The sequence below is a fragment of the Paenirhodobacter sp. genome, from assembly GCF_041916475.1.
Lineage (GTDB): Bacteria > Pseudomonadota > Alphaproteobacteria > Rhodobacterales > Rhodobacteraceae > Rhodobacter.
On the sequence record NZ_JAYRZN010000018.1, the window covers coordinates 36,872 to 54,896 of the forward strand.

General features: G+C 68.8%; 17 protein-coding genes. 6 read left to right on the top strand and 11 right to left on the bottom strand.

Annotated elements, in window-relative coordinates; translation table 11 throughout:
- Positions 1-23: 23 nt before the first annotated feature.
- From ACOMG5_RS09420 to ACOMG5_RS09430, 3 genes are all read left to right on the top strand, one after another.
- Positions 24-1,766 carry a glycerol-3-phosphate dehydrogenase/oxidase gene (locus ACOMG5_RS09420; protein WP_420343543.1) on the top strand — a complete coding sequence of 581 codons (1,743 nt, stop codon included), beginning with the start codon at positions 24-26 and terminating at the stop codon, positions 1,764-1,766.
- 49 nt (positions 1,767-1,815) lie between these two features.
- Positions 1,816-2,541, top strand: a complete 726-nt coding sequence (locus tag ACOMG5_RS09425; protein WP_420343544.1) for a GntR family transcriptional regulator — start codon at positions 1,816-1,818, stop codon at positions 2,539-2,541.
- Between the two features lie 199 nt (positions 2,542-2,740).
- Positions 2,741-3,715, top strand: coding sequence for a quinone oxidoreductase family protein (locus ACOMG5_RS09430; protein ID WP_420343545.1), 975 nt, complete (start codon positions 2,741-2,743; stop codon positions 3,713-3,715).
- Positions 3,716-3,719: 4 nt separating this feature from the next.
- On the opposite strand, the gene ACOMG5_RS09435 is transcribed toward ACOMG5_RS09430, so the two are convergent.
- The 11 genes from ACOMG5_RS09435 to ACOMG5_RS09485 form a co-directional block, all read right to left on the bottom strand.
- On the bottom strand, positions 3,720-4,643 hold the full coding sequence (locus tag ACOMG5_RS09435) for a LysR family transcriptional regulator (RefSeq protein ID WP_420343546.1): 924 nt from the start codon (positions 4,641-4,643) through the stop codon (positions 3,720-3,722).
- A 26-nt stretch (positions 4,644-4,669) separates the two neighbouring features.
- On the bottom strand, positions 4,670-5,683 hold the full coding sequence (locus tag ACOMG5_RS09440; RefSeq protein ID WP_420343547.1) for a hypothetical protein: 1,014 nt from the start codon (positions 5,681-5,683) through the stop codon (positions 4,670-4,672).
- A gap of 153 nt (positions 5,684-5,836) precedes the next feature.
- A complete protein-coding gene (locus tag ACOMG5_RS09445) occupies positions 5,837-7,459 on the bottom strand; it encodes an AMP-binding protein (protein ID WP_420343548.1) in 1,623 nt (540 codons plus the stop codon).
- Between the two features lie 177 nt (positions 7,460-7,636).
- Entirely contained in the window at positions 7,637-9,823 is a 2,187-nt protein-coding gene (locus tag ACOMG5_RS09450; RefSeq protein WP_420343549.1) for a 3-hydroxyacyl-CoA dehydrogenase NAD-binding domain-containing protein, read from the bottom strand.
- A complete protein-coding gene (locus tag ACOMG5_RS09455; RefSeq protein ID WP_420343550.1) occupies positions 9,816-10,340 on the bottom strand; it encodes a cupin domain-containing protein in 525 nt (174 codons plus the stop codon). The genes ACOMG5_RS09450 and ACOMG5_RS09455 overlap by 8 nt, the downstream gene beginning before the upstream one ends.
- Positions 10,340-11,551 carry an acetyl-CoA C-acetyltransferase gene (locus ACOMG5_RS09460; RefSeq protein ID WP_420343551.1) on the bottom strand — a complete coding sequence of 404 codons (1,212 nt, stop codon included), beginning with the start codon at positions 11,549-11,551 and terminating at the stop codon, positions 10,340-10,342. The genes ACOMG5_RS09455 and ACOMG5_RS09460 overlap by 1 nt, the downstream gene beginning before the upstream one ends.
- Positions 11,552-11,570: 19 nt before the next feature.
- Positions 11,571-12,194: a glutathione S-transferase family protein gene (locus tag ACOMG5_RS09465; RefSeq protein ID WP_420343552.1), complete on the bottom strand. Its 624-nt coding sequence runs from the start codon at positions 12,192-12,194 to the stop codon at positions 11,571-11,573.
- A 72-nt stretch (positions 12,195-12,266) separates the two neighbouring features.
- Positions 12,267-12,725 carry a GFA family protein gene (locus ACOMG5_RS09470; RefSeq protein WP_420343553.1) on the bottom strand — a complete coding sequence of 153 codons (459 nt, stop codon included), beginning with the start codon at positions 12,723-12,725 and terminating at the stop codon, positions 12,267-12,269.
- 109 nt (positions 12,726-12,834) lie between these two features.
- On the bottom strand, positions 12,835-14,607 hold the full coding sequence (locus ACOMG5_RS09475; RefSeq protein ID WP_420343554.1) for an acyl-CoA dehydrogenase C-terminal domain-containing protein: 1,773 nt from the start codon (positions 14,605-14,607) through the stop codon (positions 12,835-12,837).
- A 20-nt stretch (positions 14,608-14,627) separates the two neighbouring features.
- Entirely contained in the window at positions 14,628-15,032 is a 405-nt protein-coding gene (locus tag ACOMG5_RS09480) for a MerR family transcriptional regulator (RefSeq protein WP_420343555.1), read from the bottom strand.
- Positions 15,033-15,189: 157 nt separating this feature from the next.
- Complete coding sequence (locus tag ACOMG5_RS09485; RefSeq protein WP_420343556.1) at positions 15,190-15,561, bottom strand: MerR family transcriptional regulator; 372 nt, start codon at positions 15,559-15,561, stop codon at positions 15,190-15,192.
- Positions 15,562-15,730: 169 nt separating this feature from the next.
- On the opposite strand from ACOMG5_RS09485, the gene ACOMG5_RS09490 reads away from it, so the two are divergent.
- The 3 genes from ACOMG5_RS09490 to ACOMG5_RS09500 are packed head-to-tail and all read left to right on the top strand — an operon-like array spanning position 15,731 to position 17,960.
- Positions 15,731-16,180, top strand: a complete 450-nt coding sequence (locus tag ACOMG5_RS09490) for a PaaI family thioesterase (RefSeq protein WP_420343557.1) — start codon at positions 15,731-15,733, stop codon at positions 16,178-16,180.
- Positions 16,177-16,674 carry a PaaI family thioesterase gene (locus tag ACOMG5_RS09495; RefSeq protein WP_420343558.1) on the top strand — a complete coding sequence of 166 codons (498 nt, stop codon included), beginning with the start codon at positions 16,177-16,179 and terminating at the stop codon, positions 16,672-16,674. Before ACOMG5_RS09490 ends, ACOMG5_RS09495 begins: the two co-directional genes overlap by 4 nt.
- Positions 16,674-17,960, top strand: coding sequence for an MATE family efflux transporter (locus ACOMG5_RS09500; RefSeq protein WP_420343559.1), 1,287 nt, complete (start codon positions 16,674-16,676; stop codon positions 17,958-17,960). Before ACOMG5_RS09495 ends, ACOMG5_RS09500 begins: the two co-directional genes overlap by 1 nt.
- The last annotated feature ends 65 nt before the right edge of the window (positions 17,961-18,025 follow it).

Sequence of the window (18,025 nt, forward strand, 5' to 3'; positions counted from 1 at the left end):
GCGTGATCCGGGGGAGGATGATCATGAGGCAACGGGACGAACTGATGGCGGCGCTCAGGGCCGGCGCCGGGGACGGCAAGATCCTGATCGTCGGCGGCGGCATCAACGGGGTCGGGCTTTTGCGCGATCTGGCGGCGCAGGGGGTGGAGGCGATTCTGGTCGAGCGTCAGGATTTCGCCGCTGGAACCAGCTCTGCGCCCTCGCGGCTGATCCATGGCGGGCTGCGCTATCTGGAAACCGGGGAATTCTCGCTGGTGCGCGAATCGGTCGAGGAGCGGAACCAGCTGCTGCTGAACGCGGCCCATCAGGTGCGCCCGATCCCGGTCTGGATCCCGGTCTTCAGCTGGACGGGCGGGGCGCTGGCGGCGGGGCTGCGGTTCCTGAAGCTGAAGCGCGATCCGGGGGCGAAGGGGGCGCTGGTCGTTCGCTTCGGGCTCTGGATCTTCGACCGGTTCGGAGACCATCTGCGCAGCATGCCGCGGCACCGGGCGATTGCGATGCCGGAGGCGCGGCGCCGCTTTCCGCTGCTTGCGCCGCGTGTGGCGGCGGTGCTCGAGTATTACGACGCCCGGATTTCCTCGCCGGAGCGGCTGACGATGGAGGTTGCGGCCGATGCCGAGGCCGATTGCCCGGGCAGCATGGCGCTGACCCATATGGAGGTGACCGGCGTCGAGGGCGACCGGGTGCTCCTGTCGGACCGGATCGGCGGCGCCACGCTGGCGCTGCGCCCGCGGCTGGTGGTGAACTGCGCCGGCGCCTGGATCGACGGGGTGGACAATTGCCTCGGCATACCGGAGCGGCTGGTGGGGGGCACGCGGGGCTCGCATCTGGTGCTGGACCGGCCCGACCTGGCGGCGCAGCTCGATGACAGCATGATCTATTTCGAGACCTCGGATTTCCGCGCCTGCCTGATCTACCGGCTGGATGGCGGCAAAGTAATTCTCGGCACCACGGACCTGCGCTGCGATACGGCCGATGGCGCCCGCTGCACCGATGAGGAGATCGACTACCTGTTCAAGGTGCTGGAGGAGGTGCTGCCCGGCGCGGCCCCCCTGCGCAGCGATATCATCTTCACCTTCTGCGGAGTGCGGCCGCTACCGCGCACCGTATCGGGAGCGACCGGCGCGATCAGCCGCGATCACAGCCTGCGGGCGTTCGAACCCGATGCCACCCGCCCGTTTCCCGTGCTCACGCTGGTCGGCGGCAAATGGACGACCTATCGCGCCTGTGCCGCGCAGATCGCGGATGCGGTTCTGTCGCGGATCGGGGTGGCGCGGCGCTGCACCACGCTGCAGATGCAGATCGGCGGCGGCCGCGGCCTGCCGCGCGATACGGAGGGCCGCGGCCGGGTGCTGCGCGATATTTCCCGCCGCTCGGGCCTGCCGGTGGCGGAGGCCGAGGTGCTGCTGGCCCGCTATGGCATGACGGCGCTCGTCATCGCCGATGCGCTGGCCGGTGCGCCGCGCCCGATCCCGGCTCTGCCCGGCTATTGGGAGCAGGAGATCGCCTGGCTGTGCCGCAACGAGCGCGTTGAAAGGCTTGACGATCTTGTGCTGCGCCGTACGCTTGTCGCATTTGAGGGGCTTGCGACGGAGGCGGGAATTGCCGCATTGGGGCGTATCGCGGCGCAGACGCTGGGCTGGTCCGAGGCGCGGCTCTCCGAAGAGCTGGACCATCTGGCGGAGGTGCTCGATAGCCGACATCGCACGCGCATTTGCCTGAAGGAATTGCCACGCCATGACATCCGAGCCACAGCTTCGGGATGATCCCGCCCCGGAAATTTCCGCGCCCGAGGATCCGGCGCAGGAGGCGGGAGTGCCGCTCGACCGCAACGGGCCCCCGCTCTGGGTCCAGCTGCGCGACAGCCTGCTCGCGCGGATTGCCGATGGCGGCATGCCGCCGCACAGCCGCCTGCCCTCGGAGGCCGAGCTCTGCGCCGAATTCGGCGTGTCGCGGACCGTGGTCCGCGAGGCGCTGAACCAGCTCGTGGTGGATGGCCGGGTCTACAAGCTGCAGGGGAAGGGCTCTTTCGTCTCCGACACCCGCGAGGCGCAGGATTTCGTCGGCAGCAACATCTCCTTCAGCCGGGATTTCCTCGGGCGCGACGATGTGATCCTGCGCATCGTCCTGTCGCAGCGGCTGCGCGCGCCCACCGATCACGAGGCCGAGGTGCTGCAGCTCGGCCCGCGCGACAAGGTGGTGGAATTCGACCGGCTGCTAATGGTCGATGGCGTGCCGCGGCTGATGGTCTATACCCAGCTGCGCGCGGCCGATGTGCCGGGCTTCACCGAGCTGCACATGCACGACAAGTCGCTCTATGCCACGCTGAGCCAACGCTATGGGCTCAGTATCCGCGAGGCCGAACGCTGGATCGAGGCGGTGCCCGCCCGCGACGACATTGCCGCGATGCTGCGGGTGGCGGAGGGCACGCCGATCCTGCGGATCGAATCCGTGTCTACGGGTGGGAACGCGGTCCCGGTGGAGCATTACATCGCCTACTACCGCTCGGATCAGGCGCGCCTGCATTTCAAGATCAGCTGAGCGCCGGCCAAATCGGCCGCCTCGGCACAGGCTACCGGCCCGCCTTCGTGGCTGAGGTCGTGGCCCCGCCATGATCATTGCTGCACATAGCGCATAAATATCCTGCGTACGGCGCGTATTGATGTGATGGGCGCAGCTGTGGAGGATTGTCACAGTCGTTTGCCCGGGCGCCGATGCCCGGCCAGGAGGGAGAGTTGCGATGCCTTATGCCATGCGCCTGGATCAGGCCGGTGATCCTGCGGTTCTGCACCGGGTGGAGGTGGCGCGCCTTGCGCCCGGGCCGGGGGAGGTCTGGCTGGAGCAGGAGGCGGTCGGGGTCAATTACCTCGATGTCATGCAGCGGCGCGGGGCGGCGCCGATCCCGCTGCCGGGCGGCCTTGGCTTGGAGGCCGCGGGGCGTGTGGCGGAGATCGGCGCCGGGGTCGATAATGTCGCGGTGGGTGATCGTGTGGTCTATGCGCTCGGCCCGCTCGGCGCCTATGCCAGCGGGCGGATCTATCCTGCCGAACGGCTGGTGAAGCTGCCCTCGGCAATCGACGCCGAGGCGGCGGCTGCGGTGTTCTTCAAGGGGCTGACGGCGCAGTACCTGCTGCGTTCCACCTATCCGGTCGGCCCGGGCAAGGTGGTGCTGATCTATGGCGCGGTGGGCGGCCTCGGGCAGATCCTGGCGCGCTGGTCGCACCATCTCGGCGCGACCGTCATCGGGGTGGTCTCGAAGCCGCAAAGCATCGCGCGCGCCGAAGCGGCCGGGTGCCAGCATGTGCTGGTCTGGGGCGCGGTGGATCTGGCGGCGGAGGTGGCCCGGCTCACCGGCGGCGCGCGGGCCGATGTCGTCTATGATGGCATCGGGCGCGATACATTTGCGGCTTCGCTCGATTGCCTGCGCCCGCGCGGGATGATGGTCTCGATCGGCGCCTCCTCCGGCGCGCCGGATCCGGTGCCGGTCGGGACGCTCAATGCCAAGGGGTCGCTGTTCCTCACGCGCCCGGGCCTTGCCCATCACATCACCGATCTCGGGGAATATCACGCCCGCGCGCAGGAGGTCTTCGCCGCGCTCAGCGCCGGGGTGATCCGCACCGAAATCGCGCAGCGCCTTCCGCTCGGGCAGGCGGCACAGGCGCATCAGGGGCTGGAGGAGGGCCGCGCGGGCGGCACCATCGTTTTGATCCCCTGAGCCTTCAGGGCCCTTGCCATGGCGGGCCGGGCTGGAACAGCTCGGTCATCCAGCGCAGGAAGGCCTCTGTGCGGGGGGCGGGGTAGCGCGCCGAAGGCCGCACCAGATAGATCCCGCCCTCGATATCGAAGGACCATCCGGGCAGCACCCGTACCAGCCGCCCGGCCGCCACGTCTGGCGCGGTCAGCCATTCGCCGGCGCCGAGGATCCCGAGCCCCGCGCGCGCGGCCTCCAGCAGTGCCTGGCTGTCGTTCGAGCGCATCGGCCCATGCGGCGCCACCGTCTCTGTCGCGCGTCCGTCCGACAGCCGCCACACCGGATAGGCGGCGAAGCCGGTGAACTCCAGGCAGGGATGCTGCGCCAGTTCGGCGGGCGCCTGCGGCAGGCCATGCCGCGCGGCATATTCCGGCGCGGCGGTCAGGATCCGGCGGTGATCGGCGAGCTTGCGCGCCGAAAGGCGGCTGTCCTTCAGCGCGCCGATCCGCAACGCGGCATCATAGCCCTCGCCGATCATGTCCACGAAGGTCTCGCTGAAATTCAGCTCGAGGCTCAGCTCCGGATGGCGCGCAAGAAGCCGGGGCAGGGCCGGGGCGATCCACATCCGGCCCATGGCCGCGGGCAGGGCAATGCGCAGCCGCCCGCGGATCTGCGCCGCGCCGCGTGCAGCGGCCTCCTGTGCTGCGGCGATCTGGCCCGTGGCCTGGGCATAGTCCTGCGCGAGGGCCAGGCCGGCCTCGGTCAGGCGCATCTGCCGGGTGGTGCGCTCCACCAGACGAACGCCGATCCGTGCCTCCAGCGCGGCGATCCGCTTGCTGATGATGGAGGAATGGCGCCCGAGCGCGCGCCCCGCAGCGGTGAAGGAGCCTTCCTCCGCCAGCGCGAACAAGGCGGTCAGCTCGTCCAGGTCCTCTCCGCGCGGGTAGTCCATCCTGCTCCCTGCTTCGGCCGATGCGTCTAGTTGCAGATGTCCTGCAGCGAGATCCATTGCGCTTCATCGAGGATCTGCCGCGTGGCGGGGCGGCTGCGCAGCGGATCCCCTTCGATCAGGGCCAAAACGCCCTCGCCGGAGGGATCGAGCGCATAGGCATAGGGGGTGGAGGAAATCCCCGCGGCGGCGAAGGCGCCTAGCAGCGCATCGGTATCGGGCGCCGGATCGGGATGGTCGAGCAATTCCTTGCCATAGCCCTGTTCGCTGCCCTCGGGCAGATCGCCGGTCACCAGCAGCCGCGCCGCCGCCATCGGGCCCGCCCACCGCAGGAACCCGAGCAACGGCTCCGCGCCCTGGCCCGCCAGTTCGGTGGCCAGCACCGCCCCGGCAATCACCTCGGGCGTTTGCGCATCGGCAATCGTGCTGCGGTTCACCGCCACGATCTGCCCCGGCAGCTGCAGCCCCGGTGCGGGCCCCCGCGGCAGGATCAGGATCTGCCGCTGCCCGGGCAGCCGCTCCGAGAGCACCGTGAGCGCGGCATCCCCGGCGGTGGAATGGCAGGGCGTGCCCGTGCTCCGCGCCAGATCGGCCAGAATCGCATGGCCGATCTCGCTGCGCTTCGCCGCCGGGGTCACCCGCGCAGTCTGCTCCACCAGCGCGCCCGGAAGGCCCCAGGCAATCGCCACCAGCACCATCCCCGCGGCCCCCCAGGTCAGCAGCGCCCGCAGCCGCCCCGGATGCGGGCGCCCGGCCTCCAGCGCCGCCTGCAGCTTCTCGATCGCGGCCACCATGTCGCGATCCTCGATCTCGATATCCTCGCCCTGCTCCTCCGAAGGGGCATAGATCGCCGGCTGCTTGCCCGGATTGCGCCGCACCAGCGCCGCAAGCGACCAATGCGCCAGCGGCCGGCTGGATTTGCCATCGAAAATCACCAGCGTGGCATCGCCGAACGAACAGATGACTTCCCGCCGCTGCGCATCCGGGCTTTCCCGCCAGATGCCAAGCGCCTCGAGCCTCTCGTATTGCTTGAGAGCGGTCATCCGGGTCCTGTCTCGGTTCTTCTCGGTCGCAGGATAGCGGAACCGGATGCGGGGTCAATCGTGGCCCTTGGCGCGGACCTCCCCGAATGGGGTCCGGGGCCAGAGCCCCGGCGCGGTGGGGCCGGGCTCGATGCCCGGCTCCGGCGCTTCTCCCTACAGAAGCTTCGCCACCGCGCGCAGCTCGAACTTCTGGATTTTCCCGGTCGAGGTCTTCGGCAAATCCGCGAACACCACCTTCTTCGGCGTCTTGAAGCCCGCCAGACGCTCGCGGCAGAACTTGATGATCTCGTCCTCGCTCGCCTCCGCGCCCGGCTTCAGCTCGACGAAGGCGCAGGGCACCTCGCCCCATTTCTCGTCCGGCTTCGCCACCACCGAGCACAGCGACACCGCCGGATGCGCCGCAATCACCCCCTCGACCTCCACCGAAGACACGTTCTCGCCGCCCGAGATGATGATGTCCTTCGCCCGGTCGGTGATCTTGATATAGCCATCGGGGTGCATGAAGGCGATGTCCCCGGTATGGAACACGCCGCCCGCAAAGGCCTCGCGCGTGGCTTCCGGGTTCTTGAAATAGCCCTTCATCACCGCATTGCCGCGCATCACGATCTCGCCCAGATGCTCGGCATCGCGCGCGACCTCCTGGCCGTGGTCATGGACGGTCACCGTCTCCATCATCGGCATCAACACCCCGGTCCGCGCCTTGATCGTGGCACGCTCGTCGCCGGTGATCCCTTCCCAGGCGGGCTTCCAGGTGCATTCCGTCGCCGGGCCATAGACTTCGGTGAGGCCATAAACCTGGGTCACGTTGAAGCCGAGCGGCTCGATCGCGGCCAGCGTCGCGGCGGGCGGCGGGGCGCCCGCGGTGAACACCTCCACCACATGGTCGAACGCGCGCCGCTCGCCTTCCTTGGCGTTGACGATGGCATTGAGCACGATCGGCGCGCCGCCGAAATGCGTGACGCCCTCATCCGCAATCGCATCATAGATCGCCTTCGCGGTCACGTCGCGGCAGCAGACGGTGGTGCCGCCCAGCATCGGGATCATCCAGGGGTGGGTCCAGCTGTTGCAGTGGAACAGCGGCACGATCGTCAGCAGCACCGGATAGAGCTGCATCCGCCAGGAAATCTGGTTGCCCATCGTCGCCAGATAGGCGCCGCGGTGGTGATAGACCACGCCCTTGGGCTTGCCCGTCGTCCCCGACGTATAGTTGAGCGCGATGCTCTCCCATTCATCCTCGGGCATGATCCAGTCGAACATCGGGTCGCCCTCGGCCACCAGATCCTCATATTCCAGGTAATGCCCACCCGCCGGATGGCCATGCTCGGCATCGCCCACTTCGATGATCTGCGGCGCGGGCCCGTGCATCTTCTTGATCGCATCCTCGGCCAGCTTCAGGAACTGGGTATCGACCAGCGCCATCTTCGCCCCGGAATGCTCGAAGATATAGGCGATCGTATCCACGTCGAGCCGGGTGTTGACCGCGTTCAGGATCGCGCCTGCTGCCGGCACGCCGAAATGGGCCTCCACCTGCGGCGCGGTATTGGGCAGGATCGAGGCCACCACATCGCCGGGCGCAATCCCCCGCGCGATCAGTGCCGAGGCGAGCTGGCTCACCCGGGCGTGGAATTCCACATAGCTGCGCCGGATGGAGCCATAGACCAGCGCCGTGCGCTCCGGGAACACTTCCAGCGCGCGGTTCAGGTGCGACAGGGGCGTGAGCGGCACGAAGTTCGCCGCGCATTTATCGAGCCCCGTTTCATCCGCAAGCCAACCCATGTCGCTCCCCCCTCTGGCCTCATGGTATGCATGTCGCGCATGGCGACGGGCCGATAATTGGCGCCGACCGAGGGAAAGGGAAGGGGGCGGGGCCGCCCCCTGTGTGCTGTTACGCTACGTCATTTCGCGCTTTCGCGGCGCTCAAACGGGCGTTATCGCAACCACTCTGCATGGGCTTCAGGCCGCCTCAGCGGGCTGGCCGCCGCCGAAGCGCGCATAGAACCCGTCGCCCGCAGCGGCGATCTCGCGCAGGAGCTGCGGCGGCGCGAAGCGGGCCCCGTGGCGCGCCGCCAGCCCCTCGCAGATCTCCACCGCCCGCGCGGCTCCGAGGATATCGAGCCAGCTGAACGGCCCGCCCGACCAGGGCGCGAAGCCCCAGCCCAGGATCGCCCCCACATCGCCCTCGCGGATATCGCCCAGCACGCCCTGCTCGAAGGCGCGGACCGCCTCCAGCACCTGCGCCATCAGCAGCCGGTGCTGGATCTCGTGCAGCTCGGGCTGCGCGCCCGGCGGGTATTTCGCCGCGATCCCCTCCCAGATCTCGCCGCGCTTGCCCGCGGCGTCATAGCTGTAGAACCCGGCCTTCGCCTTGCGCCCCATCCGCCCCTGCTCGGCCAGCCAGAAGATCACCTCGTCCACCGCGCCGTCCGGATAGGCATCGCCCATCGCGGCCCGGGTGGCTTTGGCGATCTTCACGCCGAGGTCGATCGAGGTCTCGTCCACCAGCTGCAGCGGCCCGAGCGGCATCCCCACCAGCTTCGCGGCATTCTCGATCAGCACCGGGCTCACACCCTCCGCCACCATCCGGATCCCCTCGTTGATATAGGGGATGATGCAGCGGTTGGCGTAGAAGAAGCGTGCATCGTTGACGACGATCGGTGTCTTGCGGATCTGGCGCACGAAATCGAGCGCCTTCGCCACCGCCACTGCGCCCGTCTGCTTGCCGCGGATGATCTCCACCAGCATCATCTTGTCCACCGGGCTGAAGAAGTGAATGCCGATGAACTGCGCCGGGCGCACCGAGGCCTTCGCCAGCACGGTGATCGGCAGGGTGGAGGTGTTGGTGGCAAAGACCGCATCCGTGGGTATCACCGCCTCGGCGCGCTGCGTCACCTCGGCCTTGACCTTCGGGTCCTCGAACACTGCCTCGACGATGAGGTCGCAGCCCCGCAGCGCATCGTAATCCGTGCTCGGATGGATCCGCGCCAGCACCTCGGCCTTCTTCGCCTCGGTGATCTTGCGCCGCTGCACGCCCTTGTCGAGCAAGCCTTCGGCATGGGCGCGGCCGCGCTCCGCGGCCTCCTGCGCTGCGTCGATCAGCACCACCTCGATGCCCGCATTCGCCGCCACATAGGCGATGCCCGCGCCCATCATCCCGGCGCCAAGGATGCCCACCTTCTTCACGCTCTGATCGGGCACATGCGGCCGGTTCGCGCCCTTTTCCAGCGCCTCCTTGTTGATGAACAGCGAACGGATCATCGCCGTGGAGGAAGGGTTCAGCAGCACATGGGTGAACCAGCGCGCCTCGATCTTCAGCGCTTGGTCGAACGGCACCAGCGCGCCCTCATAGACCGCACTCAGGAGCGCCTTCGCCGCCGGATAGACCCCCATCGTGCGCCCCGAGACCATCGCCGAAGCGCCGACATAGGTCATGAAGCCCTGCGCGCTGTAGGGGGCGCCGCCCGGCATCTTGTAGCCCTTCGCGTCCCAGGGCTTCACGATATCGGCCTCGCCCGCAGCCAGCACCCAGGCCCGCGCCGCCGCGACCGGATCCTCCGCCACCTCGTCGATCAGCCCAGCCGCCTTCGCGGCCTTCGGGCTGCTCAGCTTGCCCTCCAGAAGGAACGGCGCCGCCATCATCGCGCCCATCTTGCGCACCAGCCGGGTGGTGCCGCCACCGCCCGGAAAGATCCCGACCATGATCTCCGGCAGGCCGATCTTCGCCTTTTCGTTCGGCGCGGCGAAAATCCGGTGCGTGGCCAGCGGCAGCTCCAGCCCGATGCCGAGCGCGGTGCCGGGCAGGGCCGTCGCAATCGGCTTGCCGCCCTTCAGTGTCTTCGGGTCCATGCCCGCGCGCTCGATCTTGCGCAGCACCCGGTGCATGCCCATCAGCCCGTCGAAAATCGCCTGCGCGCCGCCCTCGCGCATCTGCGCGATCACGTTCAGGTCCATCCCGCCCGCGAAATCCTTCTTGCCGCTGGTCAACACCACGCCCTTCACGGCAGGATCCGCCAGCGCCCGGTCGATCAGCCCGTCGAGCGTGGCAAAGCCCTCCAGGCTCATCACGTTCATGGATTTGCCCGGCACGTCCCAGGTGATGAGCGCGACGCCGTCGTCGCCCTGTGCATAGGTGAAATCAGCCATTCTCTCCCCCCTTGGATTCCATGGCATCGGTTGGCCCGGCCTTGAGCGCGCGCGGGGCGGCCCAATTGCTGCCGTCGTGATGGATGAAGCGGGGCCTGCCCGCCTGCATCACGATCTTCATGTCCACTTCGGTATAGGTGCAGGTCTCGTCCGGGTCCTTGCCGCCGACGATGAGGAACCGCGCGACCGCCCCCGAGCGGTTCTCGAACCGGTGCCCGACCGGCACGCCCGCCTTCCAGGCGGCGCAATCGCCCGGGCCCATCGGCGTCTCGCCGGTATCCTCGGCCAGCACCAGCGCGCCCTCCAGCACCAGCGCGAATTCATCCTCCCCCGAATGCCAGTGCCGGAGCGACGCCATCGCGCCGGGCTGCAGCGTCACGATATTCACCCCGAACTGGGTGAGCCCGGCCATCTGCCCGAGCCGGATCGAGCTGCGCCCGGCCATCTGGCTGGCATAGGGCTCGGGGTAGACGGAGCCGGTCTTGACCGGGGCCTGCGCGGGATCGAGCTTCGGCATCATACCCTCTCGATGATCGTGGCCGCGCCCATGCCGGAGGCCACGCAGAGCGTGGCGAGCCCGGTTGAGAGGTCGCGCCGTTCCAGTTCGTCGAGCAAGGTGCCGATGATGATCGCGCCCGAGGCCCCCAGCGGATGGCCCATGGCGATGGCGCCGCCGTTCACATTGACCACATCGGGCGAGACCCCGAACGCCTGCATGAAGCGCAACACCACCGCGGCGAAGGCCTCGTTGACCTCGAAGAGGTCGATGTCGCCGATGGCCATGCCGCTGTCGCGCAGGATCTTCTCCGTCACCGGCACCGGGCCGGTGAGCATGATCGTCGGGTCGGTGCCGATCTTCGCCGTGGCCCGGATCCGGGCGCGGGGCTTCAGCCCGTGGGCGCGGCCGAATGCGGCATCCCCCACCAGCACCGCCGCCGCGCCATCCACGATCCCCGAGGAATTCCCGGCGTGGTGGATATGCTCGATGTGGCTCAGGTGGGGGTATTTCAGCATCGCCACCTTGTCGAAGCCGGGCATCACCTCGCCCATGTCCTTGAAGGCGGGCTTGAGCGCGCCGAGCGATTCCTCCGTCGTCTCGGGGCGCATGTATTCGTCGCGCGCGAGGATGGTCAGGCCGTTCTGATCCCGCACCGGCACGATCGCGCGCGCGAAGCGGCCCTCGGCCCAGGCCTGGGCCGCGCGGCGCTGGCTTTCGGCGGCCAGCGCATCGGCCTCGGCGCGGCTGAAGCCGTATTCGGTGGCGATGATATCGGCCGAAATCCCCTGCGGCACGAAGCATGTCTTCATCGCCAGGCTCGGGTCCACCGCGATGGCGGCGCCGTCCGAGCCCATGGCGACGCGGCTCATCATCTCCACCCCGCCCGCGATATAGCCATGGCCCGCGCCGCCGCGGACCTGGTTCGCGGCCAGGTTCACCGCTTCCATGCCGGAGGCGCAGAAGCGGTTGATGGAAAGGCCGGGGATGCGCTCGTCCAGGTCCGACAGCAGCACCGCCGAGCGTGCAAGGCAGCCGCCCTGTTCGCCGACCTGCGTGGCATTGCCCCAGATCACATCCTCGAGCGCATGGCCCTCGAGGCCATTGCGCTCCCGCACCGCGTTCAGCAGCCGCGCCGAGAGCGCGACCGCGCTCACCTCGTGCAGCGCGCCGTCCGCCCGGCCCTTGCCGCGCGGGGTGCGGCAGGCGTCGTAGATGAAGGCTTCAGACATGTCTCCTCCTCATGTCGTCTCAGGCCCGGTCCGAAGGGTTGCCGGGCATCAAATCGTAGGGGTGCTTCCAGCCGGGCAGGGCCGCGATCCGGTCCAGCCAGCGGGAAATGGCGGGGTAGGCCGCGCGCTCGAACCCGAAGGGCTCAGGGTAATACAGGTAGCCGCAGCAGGCGGTATCGGCGAGCGAGGGCGCATCGCCCGCCATCCAGTCGCGCGACGCCAGATGCGCCTCCAGCGTCTTGAGCGCGGCCTGGACCCGCCCCTCCAGCCACTGGATCGCCGCCTGCGGGCGCTTGTCGGCGGGCAGGAAGTTCATCAGGAAGCGCAGCGTGCCGAACTGCGAGGAGCCCTTGTGGTTGTCCCAGAACAGCCAGCGCAGCACCTCGTTGCGGTCTGTGATCAGCTGGCCGGTGCGCTCGGCCACATGCAGCTGGATCACTCCCGATTGCGTGAGCGTCAGATCCCCCTCCACGAAGACCGGCGCCTCGCCCATCTCGTTGATGGCGCGGTAGGCCGGGGTCCGGGTCTCGCCGTTGAAGAAATCCACATAGACCGGCGTCCAGTCATAGCCGGTCAGCGCCATGGTCAGCGCCGCCTTGTAGGCATTTCCGGATTCGCCGAAGCAATAAAGTTTGGCTGTCATGGTCTCTCCCCTTCAGCAGGATAGCGCAGCTTTACGTTCGCGTAAGGTGTTCGGGCCGCAGGTGGCGCGACGTCACTCGGGCGCCTGATGCGAGATGACGTCACGTTCCGTGGTGGGCGCGCCCGGTATGGCGAGCCCCGCGAGCCAGGGCTGCCGCCCCTCCAGCCCCCATTGCCGCACGGGCGTGAAGGCCACGCCGGGGGGCAGAGACCCGGAAGTCAGCTCGATCCAGTCCGATCCCTTCTGCCGGTAGAACAGCGGCGTGCCGCAGGCCGGGCAGAAGCCGCGCTCCGCAAGGCTCGAGGAGGCGAAAACCCCGGGCTCCCCCTCCCAGCGGAGCCGCGCCGCCGCCACCTTCAGCAGTGCGGCGAAGGGCCCGCCGGTCGCGCGCTGGCACATCCGGCAATGGCAGATGGAGGCGAAGGCCGGCCCCGCCGCCACATGATAGCGCAGCGCGCCGCACTGGCAGCCGCCGCTGAAGGCGGGCAGGGTGCACCAGTCCTCGGGCGCCTCGGTTGCAGGATCGGTCATCGTGGCCTCCTTTCGAAGCAGCCTAGAGCCGATCCGCCGCTGGCGCTACCGCGGAGGGGCCTGCAGGCTCCGGCCGCGGATCGGGGGCAGGCATTGCCCCCGTTCGCGCTCAGAACTGCTCGGCCGCCAGCGCCATCACCGGCTCCGCGCCCGACTCGATCCGCGCCAGATGCATCGCGCAGGCCGGCAGCTGCCGCGCCATGTAGTAGCGCCCGGTAGCGATCTTGGTCTCGTAGAAGGTCGGATCCGCCGCGCCTGCATCCAGCGCCGCATGCGCCGCCGCCGCCATCCGGGTCCACATCAGCCCGAGGCAGACATGCCCCATCAGATGCATGAAGTCATAAGACCCGGCCAGCGCGGCATTCGGCGTCTTCATGCCGTTTTGCATGAAGAACATCCCCGCCGCCTGCAGCTGCTTGGAGGCGGCCTTCAGCGCCTCGGTGAAAAGGGCCATGCGCGGGTCGTCATGCGCCTTGCACTCGGCCTTCACCATCTCGAAGAATGCCATCACATGCTTGCCGCCGTCCTGCGCCAGCTTGCGCCCGACCAGATCCAACGCCTGCACGCCATTGGCGCCCTCGTAGATCATGGTGATCCGCGCATCGCGCGCGAATTGCGACATGCCCCATTCCTCGATGTAGCCATGCCCGCCATAGACCTGCTGCGCCAGCACCGCGGTGTCGAAGCCCTTGTCGGTCAGGAAGCCCTTCAGCACCGGGGTGAGGAGCGAAATCAGCCCCTCCGCCGCCGCGTCGCCTGCCCGGTGCGCCCGGTCGATCAGATGCGCGCCCCAGAAGGTGAAGGCCCGCGCCCCCTCGAGGAAGGATTTCTGCTCCATCAGGCTGCGGCGGATATCGGGGTGCACGATCAGCGGATCGGCGGGCCCGGCGGGGTTCTCCGCCCCCGTCACCGCGCGGCCCTGCAGCCGGTCCTTCGCATAGGCCACCGCGTTCTGATAGGCGGCCTCGGCCACGGCATAGCCCTGCAGGCCGACGCCGAGGCGGGCTTCGTTCATCATCGTGAACATCGCCCGCATGCCCTTGTGCAGCTCGCCGAGCAGGAAGCCGGTCGCGCCGTCATAGTTCAGCACGCAGGTGGCATTGCCGTGAATGCCCATCTTCTCCTCGATCTTGCCCACCGAGACCGCATTGCGCGCGCCCGGGCTGCCATCCTCCGCCACCAGAAACTTCGGCACGATGAAGAGCGAGATCCCCTTCGTGCCCTCGCCCCCGCCCGGCGCCTTCGCCAGCACCAGATGGATGATGTTCTCCGCCAGGTCGTGCTCGCCCGCAGAAATGAAGATCTTCTGCCCGGTGATGCGGTAGCTGCCATCGGCCTGCGGCTCGGCCTTGGTGCGCAACAGGCCCAGATCGGTGCCGCAATGCGGCTCGGTCAGGTTCATCGTGCCGGTCCAGTCGCAGCTGACCATCTTCGGCAGATAGGTCCGCTTCTGCGCCTCGGTGCCATGCGCATGGATCGCCGAATAGGCGCCATGCGTCAGGCCCTGATACATGTTGAACGCCATATTGGCCGAGACGAACATCTCGCCCACGGCACAGTTCAGCAGATAGGGCATGCCCTGGCCGCCATAGTCCGGGTCGCAGTCGAGCGCCGTCCAGCCGCCGTCCTTCATCGCGGCAAAGGCCGCCTTGAAGCCCTCGGGCGTGCGCACGACGCCGTTTTCCAGCACGCAGCCCTCGGCGTCGCCCACCCGGTTCAGCGGCGCCAGCACCTCGGAGGCCACCTTGGCCGCCGTGTCCAGAACGGCCTCGGTGAAATCCCGGTCCATCTCCTCATAGCCCGGTATGCCCGTCTCCGAGACCTTCAGCACCTCGTGCAGCACGAATTGCATGTCGCGCGTATTGGCGGTGTAGTTCGGCATTCTCTCCTCCCGATATGCCTTCACATCGCGGCGGCGCGGCCCTCCGGTTCTTCCCCGGCCAGCTCACGCTCGCCCCATTCGATCTGCTCGCCCAGCTCCGCAATGGCCTGGGTCAGCTCATCCCGCTGACGGGTCATTTCGCCCAGCCGCTGGCGTGCGATGCGCAGCGTTTCCGACATCTGCGTGCGCTGCGCGTCGCCCATGTCATAAAGGCCCAGCAATTGCCGGATATCCTCCAGGCTGAACCCGAACCGCTTGCCGCGCAGGATCAGCTTCAGCCGGGCCCTGTCGCGGCGCGTGAACAGCCGCTTCTGCCCCTCGCGGATCGGGAACAGAAGCTCCTTCGCCTCGTAGAACCGCAGCGTCCTCGGCGTCACCTGATAGGCGTCGCACATCTCCCTGATGGTCATGACCTCGTCATCCATGGACATCCTCCCTTGTCCGCTTCGACGGGAAGATTCCCTCCGCTGCCAAGATAGCAGCGAAGTTGACGCGCACGTCACCATGACGTGGCGTCAGTCCTCCCCCTGACGTAATGTCAGGAAAACCGACGCGCGCGTAAAGCGAAATCGAAGGAACAGGTCAGCGCCGCTGAAGCACCCGGGCGACATCGTCGCGCAGCTGGCGCAGGTCCGCGATGGTGGTGGCGAGCTCATCTTGCTGTTTCTGCAGCGTCACCAATTGCCGGTCTGCAAGCTCGACCCAGACACGGTATTGCTCCTCCGTGCCCCTCTTGTCGTAGATTTCCAGCCATTGGCGCAGCTCTTCCAGGCTGAAGCCGAAGCGGCGCCCGCGCAGGATCAGCGTCATCCGCGCCACTTCGCGCGGGCCATAGAACCGGGCGCGGCCCTGCTTTTGCGGCGCCAGCAGCTCGATGTATTCGTAGTAGCGCAGCGTCCGCGGGGTCACCTCGAAGCGGGTGCACATTTCCTTGAAGCTCAGAAGCTCGGACATCGCAGGTCTCCTCGCGCGGCAGGATCGGGCGCCGCAGCCCGCCGGCGCGGCAGGGCCGGACCTTTTCAAACGCCATTGATGTCGCGGCGTCAAGGGCGCAGGGCGGCTTGCGTCAGGGCGCGGGCGGGGGGATAGTCCGGCAAGGACGGGCGATGACGGAGGAGCGCGCATGACCGAAGCCGAGGACGGGGCCGCGCTGAAGGCCCGCGCGCAGCAGTTCATCGCGGCGATTCCGCACAGCCGCGCGCTGAACATGCATCTGGAGGAGCTGGGCGCGGGGCGGGCGGTGATCTCCATGCCCTGGGACGCGAAGCTGGTGGGCGATCCGCGCACCGGGGTGATCCATGGCGGCGCGGTGTCGGCGCTGATGGACACCTGCTGCGGCGCGGCGGTGATGAGCCACCCCGAAGCCGCCGCCGTGACCGCCACCATCGACCTGCGGATCGATTACATGCGCGCGGCCACGCCCCGGCAGCGCATCACCGCGCGCGCCGAGGTCTATCACCTGACCCGCACCGTGGCCTTTCTGCGCGCCACCGCGCATGACGAGGAGGCGGGCCTGCCCGTGGCCACCGCCACCGGCGCCTTCACCGTGGACCGCCGGGAGGCCGAAGCATGAGCCGCCCGAAGCCCGAACCCGTGCAGGTGGTGAAGCAGCGGCGCGATGCGGCGCTGCGTGCGCTGGTGTCCGGGGTGCCCTATATCGGGTTCCTGGGGATCCAGTTCGACCGGCGCGGCGACGAGTTGACCGCGACCATGCCCTTCGATGAAAAGCTGATCGGCAATCCGTTCCTGCCGGCGCTGCACGGCGGCGCGACGGCCGCGTTTCTGGAGGTGACGGCCATCGTGGAGCTGGCCTGGGCCACCTGGTGGGAGGATATCGAGGGTGGCCGGATCGACCCCGAAGCAGGGGCAGGGCAGCTGCGCATGCCGAAAACCATCGATTTCACCGTTGATTACCTGCGCTCCGGCCTGCCGCGCGATGCCTATGCGCGGGCGCGGGTGAACCGCTCCGGGCGGCGCTATGCCTCGGTGCATGTGGAGGGCTGGCAGGACAACCGCACCCGGCTGTTCGCGCAGGCCACCGGCCATTTCCTGATGCCCGAGCGCTGATGATCACGCATCGGCGGGTGCTGCGGATCGCGGCGCCGATCGTGCTGTCGAATGCCACCGTGCCGCTGCTCGGCGCGGTCGATACTGCCGTGGTGGGCCAGATCGGGCAGGCGGCGCCGATCGGGGCGGTGGGCATCGGAGCGGTGGTGCTGGCTGGGCTCTACTGGGTGTTCGGCTTCCTGCGCATGGGCACGACCGGCCTCGTGGCGCAGGCGCAGGGGCGGGGCGATGCGCAGGAGGTCTCGGCCACGCTGATCCGGGCGCTCCTGATCGCGGGCGTGGCCGGGCTGGGCCTCATGGCGCTGCAAGGGCCGCTGGTGTGGGCGGCGTTCCGCATGGCCCCCGCAAGCGCCGAGGTGGAGCTGCTGGCGCGGCACTATCTCGGGATCCGGATCTGGGGCGCGCCGGCGACGATCGGGCTCTATGCGCTCACCGGCTGGCTCATCGCGCTGGAGCGGACGCGGGCGGTGCTGGTGCTGCAGCTGTGCATGAACGGGCTGAATGTGGTGCTGGATCTGGCCTTCGTGCCGGGGCTCGGCTGGGGCGTGCGCGGTGTGGCGGCGGCGACGCTGATCGCGGAATGGAGCGGACTTGCGCTGGCGCTGTGGTATGCGCGGGGCGCGCTGCGGCCGGCCTGGGGGGCGGTGCTGGACCGGGCGCGGCTTGGCGCGATGGCGCGGGTCAATGGCGATATCATGATCCGCTCGGTGCTGCTGCAGGGCTGTTTCACCGGCTTCATGTTCCTCGGCGCGGGGCAGGGCGACGTGGTGCTGGCGGCCAATCAGGTGCTGCTGCAGTTTCTGGAGGTCACGGCCTATGCGCTCGATGGCTTTGCCTTCGCGGCGGAGACGCTGGTCGGCCAGGCGGTGGGGCTGCGCGCGCCGCGGCAGGTGCGCCTGGCGGCCCGGGTGACGGGGCAATGGGCGGCGGGGGGCGCGCTGCTGCTGGCGCTGGCCTTCGGCGCGGCGGGGCCCTGGATCATCGATGCGATGGCGGCGGCACCCGAGGTGCGGGCGGCCGCGCGCGCCTACCTGCCCTGGCTGGTGGCGGCGCCGCTCATCGGGGTGGCGAGCTGGATGTTCGACGGGATCTTCATCGGCGCCACACTGACGCGCGAGATGCGCAATGCGATGGTGGTTTCGGTGGGGGTCTATGCCGGGGCGGCGGCGGTGCTGGTGCCGGCCTTCGGCAACCATGGGCTCTGGGCGGCGCTGATGGCGCTGAACCTGGCCCGGGCGGTGACGATGGCGCGGCTTTATCCGCGGGCCGAGGCGCGGGCGGCCTGAGGGGGGAGGGGCGCCGGTCGGGGGCATCGAGCCCCCTCCCGGCGCGGGCAGGCTGCGCCTGCCCC